This is a genomic window from Metabacillus indicus LMG 22858, from assembly GCF_000708755.2.
GTDB lineage: Bacteria > Bacillota > Bacilli > Bacillales > Bacillaceae > Bacillus_P > Bacillus_P indicus.
On record NZ_JGVU02000005.1, the window covers coordinates 277,755 to 293,515 of the forward strand.

17 protein-coding genes are annotated in these 15,761 nt (G+C 46.0%); 14 read left to right on the forward strand and 3 right to left on the reverse strand.

Annotated elements, in window-relative coordinates:
* Window positions 1-236 precede the first annotated feature (236 nt).
* Window positions 237-1,844, forward strand: coding sequence for a CTP synthase (locus AZ46_RS14230; RefSeq protein ID WP_029283296.1), 1,608 nt, complete (start codon window positions 237-239; stop codon window positions 1,842-1,844).
* A gap of 62 nt (window positions 1,845-1,906) precedes the next feature.
* On the opposite strand, the gene AZ46_RS14235 is transcribed toward AZ46_RS14230, so the two are convergent.
* Window positions 1,907-2,440 (reverse strand): DUF2529 domain-containing protein, encoded by a 534-nt coding sequence (locus AZ46_RS14235; RefSeq protein WP_029283298.1) that lies wholly within the window; start codon window positions 2,438-2,440, stop codon window positions 1,907-1,909.
* Window positions 2,441-2,732: 292 nt separating this feature from the next.
* On the opposite strand from AZ46_RS14235, the gene AZ46_RS14240 reads away from it, so the two are divergent.
* The 9 genes from AZ46_RS14240 (at window position 2,733) to AZ46_RS14280 (ending at window position 10,917) form a co-directional block, all read left to right on the forward strand.
* Window positions 2,733-3,104: a response regulator gene (locus tag AZ46_RS14240; RefSeq protein ID WP_029283300.1), complete on the forward strand. Its 372-nt coding sequence runs from the start codon at window positions 2,733-2,735 to the stop codon at window positions 3,102-3,104.
* 189 nt (window positions 3,105-3,293) lie between these two features.
* Entirely contained in the window at window positions 3,294-4,151 is an 858-nt protein-coding gene (locus AZ46_RS14245; RefSeq protein WP_029283302.1) for a class II fructose-bisphosphate aldolase, read from the forward strand.
* Window positions 4,152-4,269: 118 nt separating this feature from the next.
* Window positions 4,270-4,914: a fructose-6-phosphate aldolase gene (gene fsa / locus AZ46_RS14250; RefSeq protein WP_029283304.1), complete on the forward strand. Its 645-nt coding sequence runs from the start codon at window positions 4,270-4,272 to the stop codon at window positions 4,912-4,914.
* Between the two features lie 478 nt (window positions 4,915-5,392).
* Window positions 5,393-6,682: a UDP-N-acetylglucosamine 1-carboxyvinyltransferase gene (locus AZ46_RS14255; RefSeq protein WP_029283306.1), complete on the forward strand. Its 1,290-nt coding sequence runs from the start codon at window positions 5,393-5,395 to the stop codon at window positions 6,680-6,682.
* Between the two features lie 48 nt (window positions 6,683-6,730).
* The gene (gene glpX / locus AZ46_RS14260) at window positions 6,731-7,693 is read left to right on the forward strand and encodes a class II fructose-bisphosphatase (RefSeq protein WP_029283308.1); all 963 of its coding nucleotides are present in this window, start codon (window positions 6,731-6,733) and stop codon (window positions 7,691-7,693) included.
* Between the two features lie 290 nt (window positions 7,694-7,983).
* Window positions 7,984-9,267, forward strand: a complete 1,284-nt coding sequence (gene rho, locus AZ46_RS14265; protein ID WP_029283310.1) for a transcription termination factor Rho — start codon at window positions 7,984-7,986, stop codon at window positions 9,265-9,267.
* A gap of 123 nt (window positions 9,268-9,390) precedes the next feature.
* Complete coding sequence (gene rpmE / locus AZ46_RS14270) at window positions 9,391-9,591, forward strand: 50S ribosomal protein L31 (RefSeq protein ID WP_029283312.1); 201 nt, start codon at window positions 9,391-9,393, stop codon at window positions 9,589-9,591.
* Between the two features lie 212 nt (window positions 9,592-9,803).
* The gene (locus tag AZ46_RS14275) at window positions 9,804-10,427 is read left to right on the forward strand and encodes a thymidine kinase (protein WP_029283314.1); all 624 of its coding nucleotides are present in this window, start codon (window positions 9,804-9,806) and stop codon (window positions 10,425-10,427) included.
* Between the two features lie 79 nt (window positions 10,428-10,506).
* Window positions 10,507-10,917, forward strand: coding sequence for a hypothetical protein (locus tag AZ46_RS14280; protein WP_029283316.1), 411 nt, complete (start codon window positions 10,507-10,509; stop codon window positions 10,915-10,917).
* Window positions 10,918-10,953: 36 nt separating this feature from the next.
* Here AZ46_RS14280 and AZ46_RS14285 read toward each other — a convergent pair whose 3' ends face one another.
* Window positions 10,954-11,475, reverse strand: a complete 522-nt coding sequence (locus AZ46_RS14285) for a MerR family transcriptional regulator (protein ID WP_029283318.1) — start codon at window positions 11,473-11,475, stop codon at window positions 10,954-10,956.
* A gap of 154 nt (window positions 11,476-11,629) precedes the next feature.
* Entirely contained in the window at window positions 11,630-12,016 is a 387-nt protein-coding gene (gene gloA2 / locus AZ46_RS14290; RefSeq protein ID WP_029283320.1) for an SMU1112c/YaeR family gloxylase I-like metalloprotein, read from the reverse strand.
* A 218-nt stretch (window positions 12,017-12,234) separates the two neighbouring features.
* On the opposite strand from gloA2, the gene prfA reads away from it, so the two are divergent.
* The 4 genes from prfA (at window position 12,235) to AZ46_RS14310 (ending at window position 15,706) form a co-directional block, all read left to right on the forward strand.
* Window positions 12,235-13,305, forward strand: coding sequence for a peptide chain release factor 1 (gene prfA / locus AZ46_RS14295; protein ID WP_029283322.1), 1,071 nt, complete (start codon window positions 12,235-12,237; stop codon window positions 13,303-13,305).
* Window positions 13,306-13,310: 5 nt separating this feature from the next.
* Complete coding sequence (gene prmC, locus AZ46_RS14300; RefSeq protein ID WP_029283324.1) at window positions 13,311-14,180, forward strand: peptide chain release factor N(5)-glutamine methyltransferase; 870 nt, start codon at window positions 13,311-13,313, stop codon at window positions 14,178-14,180.
* Window positions 14,181-14,422: 242 nt separating this feature from the next.
* Window positions 14,423-15,148 (forward strand): stage II sporulation protein R, encoded by a 726-nt coding sequence (spoIIR, locus tag AZ46_RS14305; protein ID WP_029283326.1) that lies wholly within the window; start codon window positions 14,423-14,425, stop codon window positions 15,146-15,148.
* A gap of 117 nt (window positions 15,149-15,265) precedes the next feature.
* The gene (locus AZ46_RS14310) at window positions 15,266-15,706 is read left to right on the forward strand and encodes a GNAT family N-acetyltransferase (RefSeq protein ID WP_029283328.1); all 441 of its coding nucleotides are present in this window, start codon (window positions 15,266-15,268) and stop codon (window positions 15,704-15,706) included.
* Window positions 15,707-15,761 lie beyond the last annotated feature (55 nt).

Here is a 15,761-nt window from a genome sequence, read left to right on the forward strand (position 1 = left end):
CTTTAAAAGCTATACCAATGGTTTATATATACCATGCTCCCTTTCGCAACGCGCAAGGGAGCTTTCTTTTTTTAGCGCAGTTAAGCCTTCAGGCTGACATAGGCGCTTTTCCTTTTTTTGGGCATGAAAGACCCCCTGACAACACTTATAAAAGATAAATCGTTCCCGTTCGATTGGGAATGTTTTCTTTTGTGCACATTAATCTTATACATCTTTTGAAGGGAGAAGAAAAACACATGACAAAATACATTTTTGTTACAGGAGGCGTTGTATCCTCACTTGGTAAAGGGATTACAGCAGCTTCTCTTGGACGCTTGCTTAAAAACAGAGGATTAAAGGTGACAATCCAGAAGTTTGACCCATACATCAACGTGGATCCGGGAACAATGAGTCCGTATCAGCACGGTGAGGTTTTCGTAACAGACGACGGAGCAGAAACAGACCTTGACCTTGGTCACTATGAGCGTTTCATCGATATTAATTTAAATAAATACAGCAACGTCACGACTGGTAAAATTTACTCTTCTGTCCTTAAAAAAGAGCGCCGCGGCGACTATCTTGGCGGAACAGTACAGGTTATCCCGCATATTACAAATGAAATCAAAGACCGCGTCTTCCGTGCAGGAAAAGAAACAAACGCAGACGTTGTCATCACAGAAATCGGCGGAACAGTAGGGGACATCGAATCCCTTCCATTCCTTGAAGCAATCCGCCAGATGAAGAGCGATATCGGCCGCGACAACGTGATGTACATTCACTGTACACTTGTTCCTTACATCAAAGCAGCCGGCGAAATGAAAACAAAGCCGACACAGCACAGCGTAAAAGAATTAAGAAGCCTCGGCATCCAGCCAAACGTGATTGTTCTGCGTACAGAAATGCCGATTTCACAGGATATGAAGGACAAAATTGCGCTGTTCTGCGACATTGATACAAACGCAGTTATCGAGTGCCGTGATGCTGATACGCTTTACTCTATTCCATTGGCGCTTCAGGAACAGCATCTTGATCAAATCACTTGCGATCACTTAAAACTTGATTCACGCGAGCCTGAAATGTCTGAGTGGATTGAACTCGTTCAAAAAGTAACCAACCTTTCAAAGAACGTGCGTATTGCCATCGTCGGTAAATACGTTGAACTTCAGGATGCCTACATTTCTGTGGTGGAAGCTCTTCGTCATGCAGGTTATGCATTTGATGCAGATATCAGCATCAAATGGATCAATGCAGAAGAAGTAAATGCTCTTAATGCACAGGAGCTTCTTTCTGATGTAGACGGAATCCTTGTCCCAGGCGGATTCGGAGACCGCGGCGTGGAAGGTAAAATACTTGCTACTCAATATGCGCGCGAAAACAAGGTGCCGTTCTTTGGAATCTGCCTCGGCATGCAGGTTGCTTCTATTGAATATGCACGCAACGTTCTTGGCCTTGAAGGAGCACATTCTTCTGAGCTTGACGTCGCTACGCCATATCCTGTCATTGACCTGCTTCCTGAGCAGAAAGACATCGAAGACCTTGGGGGCACACTGCGCCTTGGACTTTACCCGGCTAAGCTTGACACGTCTTCACGTGCATTTGAAGCTTACCAGGACGAAGTGATCTATGAGCGTCACCGTCACCGTTATGAGTTCAACAACGAATATCGCCAGGCTATGGAAGATGCAGGCTTCATCTTCTCTGGTACAAGCCCTGACGGCAGACTTGTTGAAATCATTGAGCTTAAAGATCATCCTTGGTTCGTGGCTTCCCAGTTCCATCCGGAATTCACATCAAGACCGACAAGACCGCAGCCGCTGTTCCGCGAGTTTATCAATGCATCGCTTACAGCATCTGAAAAGAAATAATAAAAGCAAAACCCCTGACAGTTCGGACTGTCAGGGGTTTTTTACATGAATGCTTTGTTTTCTTACTCGTACTCACTTACCATCTCTTTCATCGTAAAACTCAGGGCATAATAGGCAAAAAGGGATGTCATCAGAGCGGGGTAGCCGTAGCGGCTGCCGTCTTCATCCGGAATCAGCGCTTTTTTCAGCTTTGAATCAATATGGACATCTGCAAGCTCTTCCAAGCCGCCAGGTTCTTCTTTCATATAGCAGGAGACTGCCGTGGTCCCAATCATATCTTCGCGAAGCTTTTTCGCAAGCTCAACCGCTTCTTTGTCATTTGAACGGTGCGAGAAAAGAAGCACGCGGTCAGCATCTGTCAGTTCATTCATCGTGCCGTCCTCAAGGAAAAGAGGCTTTGCACTTGGAAGAGGGTTTGAACCTGCTGTCGCTTCGAGCGTAATCCCTTCAAGCTCTCCAAAGCCGTGCACATAAATCGTGCCGCTTCCGACTGCAGCCTGTGCGAGCAGTCTTGCGCCGTCTTCAATGGCTTCTTCTTCCTGCTCATGAATGCGGCTGAAATGGCCGGTTAACTGGGTCATAAATATCTTCATCATCTGTCTGAACACTCCTTTACGACTCCATTATAACGAATGAGAGAGCCAATACCTAACCGGACAGGTTCAGAAATTTGTCGATAAGTTTAAGCAGGAATAAGAATACACACAACCGAATAACTATCGTATGTTTCACCGGACTGTTTTATACTAAAGAAAGGCAAATCCGGCATGCGTTTCGCGCCTTATTTGCTTTTATGATGTAAGCAGTTTTCCGGACGTTTTGGTTCCTTGCAATACATGCTGACCGGCAGAATAGCTGGATAATCCAAATATGAAGAGGTGCAGGAAGATGAATGAAAAAATCTTAATTGTAGACGATCAATATGGAATCCGTATTTTATTAAACGAAGTGTTTCAAAAAGCGGGATATCAGACCTTCCAGGCAGCAAACGGTTTTCAGGCTCTGGAAATTGTAGACAAGCATAAGCCGGATCTGGTGCTTCTTGATATGAAAATTCCTGGTATGGATGGAATAGAAATCCTGAAAAGAATGAGAGTGGTCGAGCCGGATATCCGCGTCATTATCATGACTGCATACGGTGAACTGGACATGATTCAGGAGGCGAAAGACCTTGGGGCTCTAACGCATTTCGCAAAACCGTTTGATATTGACGAGATCCGCGACGCTGTCCGCAAGTACCTTCCGATCCGCTCGAACTGACGCCTCCCTAAATCGGCAAACTTATGTCGAAAAGTTGCCGTTTTTCTCAGAAGTTGGTATGCTAGTGAATGAGAAAAGCCCGTGTACATTTTAATCAGATTACATACATTGCAATCGTTCTGGTCATGCTAGATGTTACGTAAGCTTTTCGGGTTTAGCAAATTAGCTGCATAGGGAGGATATTTCGACATGCCTTTAGTATCAATGACAGAAATGTTGAATAAAGCAAAAGAAGAAGGTTACGCTGTAGGTCAGTTTAACCTGAACAACCTTGAGTTCACTCAAGCGATTCTTCAAGCTGCTGAAGAAGAAAAATCACCGGTTATCCTTGGTGTATCCGAGGGCGCTGCACGTTACATGAGCGGCTTCAAAACAGTTGTAAAAATGGTTGAAGGTCTTATGGAAGACCTGAACGTAACAGTTCCTGTTGCGATTCACCTTGACCACGGTTCAAGCTTTGACAAATGTAAAGAAGCAATCGATGCAGGTTTCACATCTGTAATGATCGACGCTTCTCACCACCCATTTGAAGAGAACATTGAAACAACAGCTAAAGTTGTTGAATATGCGCATTCAAAAGGCGTTTCTGTTGAAGCTGAGCTTGGAACAGTAGGCGGACAAGAGGACGACATTATTGCAGAAGGCGTTATCTACGCTGACCCTAAAGAGTGTGAAGAGCTTGTTAACCGCACTGGCATCGACTGCCTTGCTCCTGCACTTGGATCTGTACACGGCCCTTACAAAGGCGAGCCTAACCTTGGCTTCAAAGAGATGGAAGAAATCGGCAAAGCTACTGGCATGCCTCTAGTTCTTCACGGCGGAACGGGTATCCCGACTCACGATATCCAAAAAGCAATCTCTTTCGGTACAGCTAAAATCAACGTAAACACTGAAAACCAAATCGCTTCTGCTAAAGCTGTCCGCGAAACACTTGCAGCTAAGCCGAACGAATATGACCCGCGCAAATATCTTGGACCTGCTCGCGATGCAATCAAAGCAACAGTTGCAGGCAAGATGAAAGAATTCGGTTCTGCTGGTAGAGCATAATTTGTTTTAAAATAGAAAACCGCCTCTGATACACAGGAAACGAAAAGGCGGTTTCCTTTCTGATTGAAAGTAAGCGTAAACAAGTTCTATTTTTCTGATATCTTAGGAGGATGGCAGAATGTTATTTTTCATTGATACAGCAAATGTCGAAGAAATTAAAGAAGCACAGGCTCTCGGTGTCCTGTCCGGAGTAACCACAAATCCGAGCTTAGTAGCTAAAGAGAATGTATCCTTCCATGACCGCCTTAGAGAGATTACCGGAATCGTATCCGGGTCTGTCAGTGCTGAAGTCATTTCCTTAAAGGCAGAGGAAATGATTGAAGAAGGCAAAGAGCTTGCTGAAATTGCCCCTAATATCACAGTGAAAGTGCCAATGACGCCGGACGGCTTAAAAGCAGTAAAAGCCTTAACGGACCTTGGCATCAAAACGAATGTGACCCTGATTTTCAACGCGAACCAGGCGCTTCTTGCTGCAAGAGCAGGAGCGACATATGTATCGCCGTTTGTCGGACGTCTTGATGATATCGGCCAAAATGGCATGGAGCTGATTTCTACGATCGCACAGATCTTTGATTTACACGGAATTGAATCAAAGATTATCGCGGCATCAATCAGACATCCAATGCACGTGACAGAAGCAGCGCTGCACGGCGCCCATATTGCGACCATTCCATTCAGTGTCATTAAACAGCTCTGCAAACATCCCCTGACAGATCAGGGCATCGAAAAATTTCTGGCAGACTGGAACAGCAGACAGCAATAGATTGCAAGACAAATAGATAACAGGAATGGCAAGCCTAGGCTTGCCATTCTCTACTAGAAAAGCGGAGCTGGAGAATGAGAAAAGCAGACCATGAAGAATATTGAAACTCAGTCCGCAATAAATAAAACAATGCGATTCTTCCATCCATTCAGGCAATGACCCTCATTTACATGCCTCCACAGGAACCATATCGTGCACTAAAATAATTTCATATGTCATAATAGGTTAAAGAAAAAAAACTTGAACTTGTATTCTTTGTCGGATTAATGGAAAATATTTGTTGAAAAGAGGCATTTTTTGTTGCTCTTTCGTCTCAACCCGAAACGTCAGCTTGATTTTGGTCACAGTACCACCATTTTATTCTCATAACATGATGGCTTTTCAAAAAAGGAGCCGGCTTTTCAGTTCTGAAAGAAACTGAGAGGACGAAACCTGACAAGACATCGAAAAGCCAACTTCTTTGAGAAAGGAGACTATCATGGAAAAATTAAAAATAGCAGGCGGTTACCCTTTAAAAGGGACGGTAAGCATCAGCGGCGCCAAAAACAGTGCGGTTGCCCTTATTCCGGCGACAATACTTGCACAGTCACCCGTCACCATTGAAGGTTTGCCCGATATTTCAGATGTACATATTTTAAAGGACTTGCTTGAGGAAATCGGGGGAACCGCAGAATTTAAGAATAACGAGATGTATGTGAATCCTGCGGAAATGATTTCAATGCCTCTGCCAAGCGGAAAAGTGAAAAAGCTCCGTGCTTCCTACTACTTGATGGGAGCGATGCTCGGACGCTTCAAAAAGGCAGTGATCGGCCTTCCTGGAGGATGCCATCTTGGTCCGCGTCCGATTGATCAGCATATTAAAGGCTTTGAAGCTCTCGGAGCACAGGTCACAAATGAACAGGGCGCAATCTATCTGCGTGCCGAGGAGCTTAAAGGGGCCCGCATTTATCTTGATGTCGTCAGTGTTGGTGCAACTATCAATATCATGCTTGCAGCTGTGCTTGCTAAAGGACAGACCATTATTGAGAATGCAGCAAAGGAACCTGAGATCATCGATGTCGCCACGCTTTTATCAAGCATGGGTGCAAGAATTAAGGGAGCCGGAACGGATGTAATCCGTATCGACGGGGTTGAAAGCCTTCACGGCTGCAGACACTCTATTATCCCTGACCGGATCGAAGCCGGCACGTACATGATTATTGGAGCTGCCATGGCGCAGGAAGTGCTGATTGACAACGTTATTCCGCTTCACCTTGAATCTCTCATTGCAAAATTCAGAGAGATGGGGATTCATGTTGAAACAAACAACGAACAGATCTGGATAGTCGGCGGACAGAAGGAACTGAAAGCTGTAGATATTAAAACACTCGTCTATCCTGGTTTTCCTACCGATCTGCAGCAGCCGTTTACGTCACTTCTTACAAAGTCTACCGGAACAAGTGTCGTGACAGATACAATCTATTCTGCGCGCTTTAAGCATATTGATGAGCTCAGAAGAATGGGAGCCAAAATTAAAGTGGAAGGCAGATCTGCTATTGTTACAGGCCCGACAAAGCTTCAGGGTGCGAAAGTGAAAGCGAGTGATCTTCGCGCAGGAGCTGCCTTAGTTGCCGCAGGCCTGATGGCAGAAGGTGTAACCGAGGTAACAGGTCTTGAGCATATCGACCGCGGATACAGCCAGCTTGAAGAAAAACTGACAAGCCTTGGCGCGACAATCTGGCGCGAAAAGCTGACAGAACAGGAAATAGAACAGCTTCAAAGTTCTTAAGTAAATAGATACCTATAACAACAGGGGATACATGGGGAGGAAGAAACAATGGAGAGAAGTTTATCAATGGAGCTAGTCCGTGTAACAGAAGCAGCGGCACTTGCATCTGCACGCTGGATGGGACGCGGGAAAAAAGACGAAGCAGATGACGCTGCAACATCAGCCATGAGAGATGTTTTTGACACCATTCCGATGAAAGGAACGGTTGTAATCGGGGAAGGCGAAATGGATGAAGCGCCGATGCTTTATATCGGTGAAAAGCTTGGGACAGGCTATGGCCCGCGCGTTGACGTGGCTGTTGATCCGCTTGAAGGAACAAATATCGTTGCTTCCGGCGGCTGGAATGCCCTTGCTGTTATCGCCATCGCAGACCACGGCAACCTTTTGAATGCACCGGATATGTACATGGACAAAATTGCAGTCGGTCCTGAAGCAGTAGGCTGCATTGATATAAACGCTCCAATCATTGACAACCTTAAGGCGGTTGCAAAAGCTAAAAACAAAAATGTGGAAGATGTCGTTGCCACAATCTTAAACCGCGAAAGACACGAGCATATCATTAAAGAGCTTCGCGATGCAGGCGCACGCATCAAGCTCATCAATGACGGTGATGTCGCAGGTGCCATCAATACAGCTTTTGACCACACAGGAGTCGACATCCTGTTCGGTTCAGGCGGCGCACCTGAAGGCGTACTTGCGGCAGTTGCCCTAAAATGCCTCGGCGGAGAAATCCAGGGCAAGCTTCTTCCGCAAAATGACGAAGAAATCGCACGATGCGAGAAAATGGGCATCGACACAAGCAAAGTTCTCCGCATGGAGGACCTTGTAAAAGGCGATGACGCCATCTTCGCAGCAACCGGCGTTACCGACGGCGAGCTGCTGAAAGGCGTTCAGTTTACAGGCACCGCGGGAACGACTCAATCCCTCGTCATGCGTGCCAAATCAGGAACCGTCCGCTTCATCGACGGAACCCACAGCCTAAGCAAAAAACCGAACCTTGTCATAAAGTAAAACGCAGCCAAGCTGCAGACAGCCGGGTATAGAAATGGTTTGTTCTATTTCCGGCTGTTTTTTCGTTTGTTTCAATCATGTTTCAAAACTCAAAAGATATTGATTAAATCCATCAAATAAGGTAAAACTAAAGAGTGCTGCGTAAATTGAAAGGGCTGCCTTTCACACTGCTTTTCCTACTTCTAGCCTATCTTCTCTTTCTTCTCTATATCTGATCCATTTACTAGTTTTTTTCTCGCATATAGATGGAAGAACAACTGTATTTATAATTTATAAAGTGTGGTGCTGTTATGAGCGAGGTTTCTATTTCCAATCTCGAACATCTGAAATTAAAAGAATTATATGAGCTTGCACGTCATTACAAAGTGTCGTATTACAGCAAGCTGACGAAAAAAGAATTGATTTTTGCCATTTTAAAAGCGAACGCTGAGCAAGAGGACTTATTGTTCATGGAAGGCGTTCTTGAAATCATTCAGTCTGAAGGATTCGGGTTCTTAAGACCTATCAACTATTCTCCAAGCTCTGAGGATATTTATATTTCGGCTTCACAGATCCGCCGTTTTGATTTGCGAAATGGGGACAAGGTGTCCGGAAAAGTCCGTCCGCCAAAGGAAAACGAGCGTTACTACGGCCTGCTTCATGTGGAAGCCGTTAACGGAGATGACCCTGAGTCTGCGAAAGAGCGTGTTCATTTCCCGGCTTTGACGCCGCTTTATCCGAACCGCCAAATCATCCTTGAAACAAAACCAAGTGACCTTTCAACACGCATTATGGACGTGATTGCTCCTGTGGGATTCGGACAGCGCGGACTGATCGTTGCGCCTCCAAAAGCAGGTAAAACGATGCTGCTGAAAGAAATCGCAAACAGCGTGACAACAAATCACCCTGAAGCTGAACTGATTGTTCTCCTCATTGACGAACGTCCTGAGGAAGTAACGGACATTGAGCGTTCTGTAGCAGGAGACGTTGTCAGCTCAACGTTTGATGAGGTTCCTGAAAACCACATCAAGGTGGCTGAGCTTGTTCTTGAGCGAGCAATGCGCCTTGTCGAGCATAAGAAGGACGTTATTATCCTTATGGACAGCATTACACGTCTTGCGCGTGCGTACAACCTTGTGATTCCGCCAAGCGGACGTACACTCTCAGGCGGTATTGATCCGGCTGCGTTCCATCGTCCAAAGCGCTTCTTCGGTGCTGCCCGGAACATTGAAGAGGGCGGAAGCCTGACCATTCTTGCGACTGCTCTTGTTGATACAGGATCCCGTATGGATGATGTAATTTATGAAGAGTTTAAAGGAACAGGCAATATGGAGCTTCATCTTGACCGTTCCCTTGCAGAAAAACGCATCTTCCCGGCAATCGATATTCGCCGCTCAGGTACACGAAAAGAAGAACTTCTTATTCCGAAAGATCACCTTGAGAAGCTGTGGGCCATCCGCAAATCGATGTCAGATTCGCCTGATTTTGCAGAAAAGTTCCTGAAAAAACTGCGCAACTCCAAATCCAACGAAGAATTCTTCAGCATTCTTGATGCGGAATGGAAGGCAGCAGGCGTTTCCGGAAAACGATTGTAAAATTAGTTGCAAATTAACTGGAAGCTTGTTATACTTTTTTTATGTGCTTTTCCGGAAGAACCTCTTCTGGAAATGATAACTCTGGTTCGGTAAACGAATCAGGGCGGAAGGAGATGAAACGGAATGAAAGCAGCTATCCATCCTAACTACAAAAAAGTTATGGTTAAATGTGCTTGCGGAAATGAATTTGAAACTGGTTCTGTAAAAGACGAGGTGCGCATCGAGGTTTGCTCTGAGTGCCATCCATTCTACACAGGACGTCAAAAGTTCGCTTCTGCTGACGGTCGTGTTGATCGCTTCAACAAAAAATACGGTCTTAAATAATTATAGATTGAAGGAAACAGGCGAGATTTCTGTCTTGCCTGTTTTTTTACGCCGTTTCCCGCTATTTTTGGGAAAAACAGCCATAATAAGCAGTATCCATGTACATATGGAACCTTACAATGAACGGCATTCCGTTCATTTAAAGATAGAAAGCAGCAAAAGGCTCGGGGCCATAGAACAACGTTTAAGAAATGAAGGGGGAGGCCGTTTTCATGTATGTTATGAAACAAAGCGGGTGGCTTGAGGTCATCTGCGGAAGCATGTTCTCAGGTAAATCTGAAGAACTGATCAGAAGAGTCCGCCGTGCGCAGTTTGCCAAGCAGGAAGTGAAAGTATTCAAGCCTGCCATCGACAATCGCTACAGTGAAGATGAGGTTGTTTCGCATAATGGCACGGCCGTCATCAGTCATGCCGTTGCTTCTTCAAGCGACCTTTTTAAATACATTACACCAGAAACAGACGTGATTGCGGTTGATGAAGTGCAATTTTTTGACGACGAAATTGTCCAGGTCATCACATCACTTGCCAACCAGGGCTACCGCGTCATCGCTGCAGGGCTTGACCAGGATTTCAGAGGAGAGCCATTTGGCACCGTTCCTGCGTTAATGGCCGTTGCGGAGCTTGTCACAAAGCTTCAGGCCGTCTGTTCAGTGTGCGGTTCACCAGCTAGCAGAACGCAGAGGCTGATCAACGGAAAGCCTGCATCCTACCATGATCCGATCATACTGGTCGGTGCTTCTGAATCGTACGAACCAAGATGCCGCCACCACCACGAGGTGCCGGAAAAGCCGGCTCAGTCAAAACAATCAGAGCCGGAAACTCAAAATTTGTCATAAAGATGAAAGCTGCCCCAATTTTTCAAAGGGCAGCTTTTTTTCATACTCTTTTGGGCACCTTACAAATGGAGGTGTTTTTATGAAAATGTTATGGATCCTTTTTTTAATCCTGGTTCTCGGGGCATGCGACAATCCATCAAATCAATCAGAGATACAGCCTGAATCAGACAAAGGAAGCGAACTGAAGAGGACAGGGGAGGGTGTTTCAAACAACAGGGGAACAACCGAGCAGAACCCGAACTTTCTGAATCTGTCCAAAAACAGGGAGCAGAATGAGGATGAAAAGGATAAGCTTCATGAGGTCATCCGCAATGACCCGTCATTGAAAATTGAGAACATCACGATGAACGGCGGGAAAATCAGCGTGGATGTTGTGTCCTCAAAAGAGATGTCTGATCATGAAATGGCGGATAAACAGAAAGAACTTCAGAGAAAAATGCAGAACATCATCCCGAGATATGACGTCCACGTCGACTTGGAGGCAAAATAAAAAACTCGTTTCTGTTTAAACGAGTTTTTGTTTTTTTTAGAAGCTGAAAAGAGAACTGATCAGACTTCTTCTTTTTTGTTTTTTAGGCGGTTTTACATGGTCAAACACGAGCGCGTGCTCCATCGGATGCTTTTCTTTCTGCTTTTCAAGTGTCTCTACCTTAGCTTCAAGCTCTTCAATGCGGCTGTTCAATTCTTCGATTTCTCTCCGGTGCTGCAGCAGCTGATAGGAGACGACGCTGTCTGCCTTGCTGCTGATTTTTTGATCCAGTGCCTTAAGCTTTTGCATGATTTCTTCATAATTAAGATCAGCGGGGGGCGCTTCCGCTATTTTTACGACCGCTTTTCTAGGCGGTTTTTTCTCCGTTACTTTTACTTCCTGAAAAAGAATCCCCTTACCCAGCTGATCCTTAATATCACGAAGTGTGCCAATGTCCTCTTCTGTAAAAAAGTAATGACCAAGCTCATTGCGCTCCATTTGAAGATTCAGCTGCTTCACCCAGCGCTGAACGGTTTTCGGCGAAACACCCAGCAGTTTGGCAACCTGGCTTGTATTCATCTCCATTCCCCCTTGTCCAGTTTTCCCGAAACATACAAAACACGATGATCAACATGTTCGATAAGAGAAAGTCCGATCCCTTCCGGCCAGACAAAAGAAGAATCAATTCGCCAAAGAAAGTGCTGATTTTACGAATTCCGCAAGCTCTTTCGACTTAATCCTCATACAGCTCAAGCGGCAGCCCGTCCGGATCCTGGAAAAACGTAAACTTCCTGTCTGTAAACTCATCCACCCGGATCGGTTCTGTCTCAATGCCAAGCGCATTCAGCTCTGCGACTGCGTCATCTATATTTTCAACAGAGAAAGCAAGGTGTCTGAGACCTGCCGCCTCAGGACGCGAAGGGCGCTCCGGCGGGGAAGGAAAAGAAAACAGTTCAATTTGAGTGTGATCACAGACAGCCAGATCAAGCTTGTATGAATCTCTTTCTGCCCTGTAAGCCTCGTTTAGAATGCCAAAACCAAGCTTGTTCACATAAAAATCCTTTGAAACCTCATAATCTGTACAAATAATGGCGATGTGGTGCACTTTTTTGATGTTCATTTTATTGTCCCTTTCTTTTTCAGTGTCCAGCTCCATCGCCCAAACCTTCCGTCAGAACAAAATCCCCCGAAAAGTCTAAACCCGGACTTTCCGTGTGATTTCTTATCTGACTGCCAGGCCTGAACAGTCGGCTCCGCTTTTCCCGTAATTTGCTTTTGACGCTTTCAATAACCTATACTATAATTATAACGTTATGGACGAAAATAGAGGTGAATAACGTGCTGGACCGCTTACAATCCGTAGAAGACCGCTACGAAAAGCTAAACGGACTACTGATGGATCCTGATATTATCAACGATTCAAAGAAGCTCCGCGAATATTCAAAAGAACAATCCGATTTGCAGGAAACAGTTGACGTATACCGTGAATATAAATCAGTAAAAGAACAGATTGACGACGCCAAAGCCATGCTTGATGACAAGCTTGACGCTGACATGCGCGACATGGTGAAGGAGGAGCTTTCTGAGCTGCAGTCACAGGAGAAAGACCTGGCTGCACGCCTGAAGATTCTTCTGATTCCAAAGGACCCGAACGATGACAAAAACGTTATCATGGAGATCCGCGGCGCTGCAGGCGGAGATGAGGCAGCTCTGTTTGCAGGAGACCTTTACCGCATGTACAGCCGTTTTGCCGAAGCTCAAGGGTGGAAGACAGAAGTTATGGAAGCCAACACTACCGGTGTCGGCGGCTATAAAGAGATCATCTTTATGATCAATGGAAACGGCGCATTCTCGAAGCTAAAATATGAAAACGGTGCACACCGTGTGCAGCGTGTCCCTGAAACAGAATCCGGCGGAAGAATTCACACGTCCACAGCGACGGTTGTCTGCCTTCCGGAAGCGGAGGAAGTGGAAGTGGAAATTCACGATAAAGATATCCGCGTCGATACATTTACTTCAAGCGGACCGGGCGGACAGAGTGTCAACACGACAATGTCGGCCGTACGCCTGACGCATTTGCCGACAGGAACAGTGGTGTCCTGCCAGGATGAAAAGTCACAGATTAAAAACAAAGAAAAAGCCATGAAAGTACTTCGCGCGCGCGTATATGACAAATTCCAGCGCGAGGCACAGGCTGAATACGATCAAAACCGCAAGCTTGCTGTTGGAACAGGTGACCGTTCAGAACGGATCCGCACGTACAACTTCCCGCAAAACCGTGTAACAGACCACCGCATTGGCCTGACGATCCAAAAGCTTGATCAAATTCTGCAGGGGAAACTGGATGAGTTTGTCGATGCTCTAATCGTAGAGGATCAGTCAAGCAGACTCGACCAGGCAGACCGTTAAGCATGATTAAGGTGTACGAAGCCCTGAAGTGGGCTTCTTCTTTTTTGGCAGAAGCAGAGCGTGATCATAATGCGGGAGAGCTCCTGCTTCGCCACCATCTGAACATGAGCCGTTCGGAAATGCTTGCCTCCTTGAGGATGGACCTGCCCGACGGAGTCTGGGAACCATTCAAAGCAGACGTTCACCGTCATGCAGATGGAGTTCCTGTACAGCACATGATTGGATCAGAAGAGTTTTACGGCCGTTCATTTACGGTCAATAAAGAAGTGTTAATTCCGCGCCCTGAAACAGAGGAACTGGTTGAGGGGATTTTGCTTAAAGCGAAAAGCCTGTTTAAAGGCTATGATACGATTGCCGCAGCCGACATTGGGACAGGCAGCGGAGCCATTGCGATTTCCCTTGCACTTGAAAATCCGGCTTTTAAAGTAAGGGCTGTCGATATCGCACCAGAATCCCTCGAAGTCGCAAGCATGAACGCAGAAAGCCTTGGGGCTGAAGTGGAATTCATGCATGGAGACTTGCTTGCGCCGCTGATGGAAAGCGGAACGAAAATGGATGTGGTTGTCTCAAACCCTCCTTATATCCCGGATGCAGAAGTGCTTGAGCTTTCACCGGTCGTAAGGGACCATGAACCCCACCGCGCCCTTGCAGGCGGAGCGGACGGACTGGACTTTTACCGCAGACTGGCAGCTGACATCCCGCGCGTCATCAGTACGCGTGCCTTGATTGCATTCGAAGTCGGAGCCGGACAGGGCGAAGACGTTAAAGCGCTGCTGCTGGAACAGCTTCCGCACGCACAGGCTGAAGTTAGATACGACATCAACGGCAAGGACAGAATGGTATTTGCTGTTGTAGAAGGAGCGCCTCATGATTGAGGCGATTTTTTTTACACCCAAACCCCATCCCAACCCCTAACTACCTCTTTTTCTAGCAAGATCTTGGGCATTTATCAGTTGATTTTTTCACTTGATTTGCCTTCCTGGACTGCATAGGACAGCTCAATCTCCCATATACACGAAACAACACTCCAAAAAAATAGATTACTAGTTTTCAAAAAGCTAGTTTAAGATTCTGCCTCCCTGTCCATACTGGTTGCTAGAAGGGGATGGTGATGAAAATGAAGAAACATTATATGGCATTTATATATATTTCATTATTAATGATCGGGGCGGTTATGAACGTTTATAAGGAGCCGCTTGCAGCCGGGGCGCAGCAGGTGAATGAGGCGGTTGTCATTCCGGAAGAGGCGATTCGCCTGCGGATTCTTGCAAATAGTGATTCTGAAGAGGATCAGGTGCTGAAGCGCAAGATCCGCGATGAGGTAAACAAGGAAATCACTGTTTGGGTTGAGAAGCTGACATCGGTTGAAGAGGCAAGAGAGCTGATCAAGTCAAGGCTTCCTGAGATTGAGAAGATTGTCCAGGCGACACTTGTGAGAGAGAACATGGTTCAGGAGTTTACGGTTGATTTCAATAATGTAAGCTTTCCGACGAAGATGTACGGCAGCTACATTTACCCTGCCGGTGATTATGAAGCGATTTTGATTACGCTCGGCGAAGGAAAAGGCGCTAACTGGTGGTGTGTACTGTTCCCGCCTCTATGTTTCCTTGATTTTTCAAACGGGCAGGCAGTTCAGGCAGCTGAACTTGAGGAAGAAGCGGCGCCTGCTGCTGAAGAGGCAGATGCATCTGAGGAGCTTGCTTCATTGCTTGCAGATGAAGAAGAGACAGTGGAAAAAGCATCTGAAGAGATGACTTCCCTGATTGTGGATGAAGAAGAGGAAAAAGAACAAGTAGAAGTGAAATTCTTTTTAGTAGAGTGGTTTGAAGGAGTATTTTCCTGAAAGGCGTACGGTTTGACCGTGCGTCTCTCTTTTTTTCAATACTGGAATATATCTCGGGTCATATCCCATCATTTTTCGTCATAGAGTTGAAGTAGAAACGAAAAACGGGGGGATTGGATGTACTATCAGTTAAGAATTGCTGGAAAAAAGGATGTACAGGCTATAAAAGCGTTTATTGAGAAAGCCGGCTTGAGATCGGACGGAATAGAAGAGTTTGTGGAGTATTTTGCCCTCCTAGAGAGTGATGGACAGATCACGGCTACGCTTGGTGTTGAACCGGTCGGAGGAGACGGCCTGCTGCGCTCGCTTGCGGTTTCGGAGTCTATGAACCAGGCCCACCTGCTTTCTCTTTTTGAAAGTGTTTATGCGCTCGCGAAAGAGAAGGGGTTGGGGAGCTGTTACCTTGTGGCAAACAGCAGGAGTGCAGTAGATTTTCTAAACATCATTGGCTTTCAGGCTGTGGAAAAAGAGAACATTCCGCAGCATTTGCTGCAGTCAGCGCATTTTAAGGAGTCTTTCAGCAAGGAACATGCAGAAGTGATGGCAAAAACATCCTGATGTGGATATATCCACATAGTTATCCACTAATTCACTCGCCTTATCCACATTTTGT

Excerpts from the sequence above, each read along its gene's own strand:
- rho (WP_029283310.1), top strand. The coding sequence starts at position 7,984 with ATGAGCGAGGTTTCTATTTCCAATCTCGAACATCTGAAATTAAAAGAA.
- AZ46_RS14255 (WP_029283306.1), top strand. The coding sequence starts at position 5,393 with ATGGAAAAATTAAAAATAGCAGGCGGTTACCCTTTAAAAGGGACGGTA.
- glpX (WP_029283308.1), top strand. The coding sequence starts at position 6,731 with ATGGAGAGAAGTTTATCAATGGAGCTAGTCCGTGTAACAGAAGCAGCG.
- AZ46_RS14240 (WP_029283300.1), top strand. The coding sequence starts at position 2,733 with ATGAATGAAAAAATCTTAATTGTAGACGATCAATATGGAATCCGTATT.
- spoIIR (WP_029283326.1), top strand. The coding sequence starts at position 14,423 with ATGAAGAAACATTATATGGCATTTATATATATTTCATTATTAATGATC.
- AZ46_RS14285 (WP_029283318.1), bottom strand. The coding sequence starts at position 11,475 with ATGAATACAAGCCAGGTTGCCAAACTGCTGGGTGTTTCGCCGAAAACC.
- AZ46_RS14245 (WP_029283302.1), top strand. The coding sequence starts at position 3,294 with ATGCCTTTAGTATCAATGACAGAAATGTTGAATAAAGCAAAAGAAGAA.
- AZ46_RS14310 (WP_029283328.1), top strand. The coding sequence starts at position 15,266 with ATGTACTATCAGTTAAGAATTGCTGGAAAAAAGGATGTACAGGCTATA.
- AZ46_RS14230 (WP_029283296.1), top strand. The coding sequence starts at position 237 with ATGACAAAATACATTTTTGTTACAGGAGGCGTTGTATCCTCACTTGGT.
- gloA2 (WP_029283320.1), bottom strand. The coding sequence starts at position 12,016 with ATGAACATCAAAAAAGTGCACCACATCGCCATTATTTGTACAGATTAT.
- fsa (WP_029283304.1), top strand. The coding sequence starts at position 4,270 with ATGTTATTTTTCATTGATACAGCAAATGTCGAAGAAATTAAAGAAGCA.
- rpmE (WP_029283312.1), top strand. The coding sequence starts at position 9,391 with ATGAAAGCAGCTATCCATCCTAACTACAAAAAAGTTATGGTTAAATGT.
- AZ46_RS14235 (WP_029283298.1), bottom strand. The coding sequence starts at position 2,440 with ATGATGAAGATATTTATGACCCAGTTAACCGGCCATTTCAGCCGCATT.
- AZ46_RS14280 (WP_029283316.1), top strand. The coding sequence starts at position 10,507 with ATGAAAATGTTATGGATCCTTTTTTTAATCCTGGTTCTCGGGGCATGC.
- AZ46_RS14275 (WP_029283314.1), top strand. The coding sequence starts at position 9,804 with ATGTATGTTATGAAACAAAGCGGGTGGCTTGAGGTCATCTGCGGAAGC.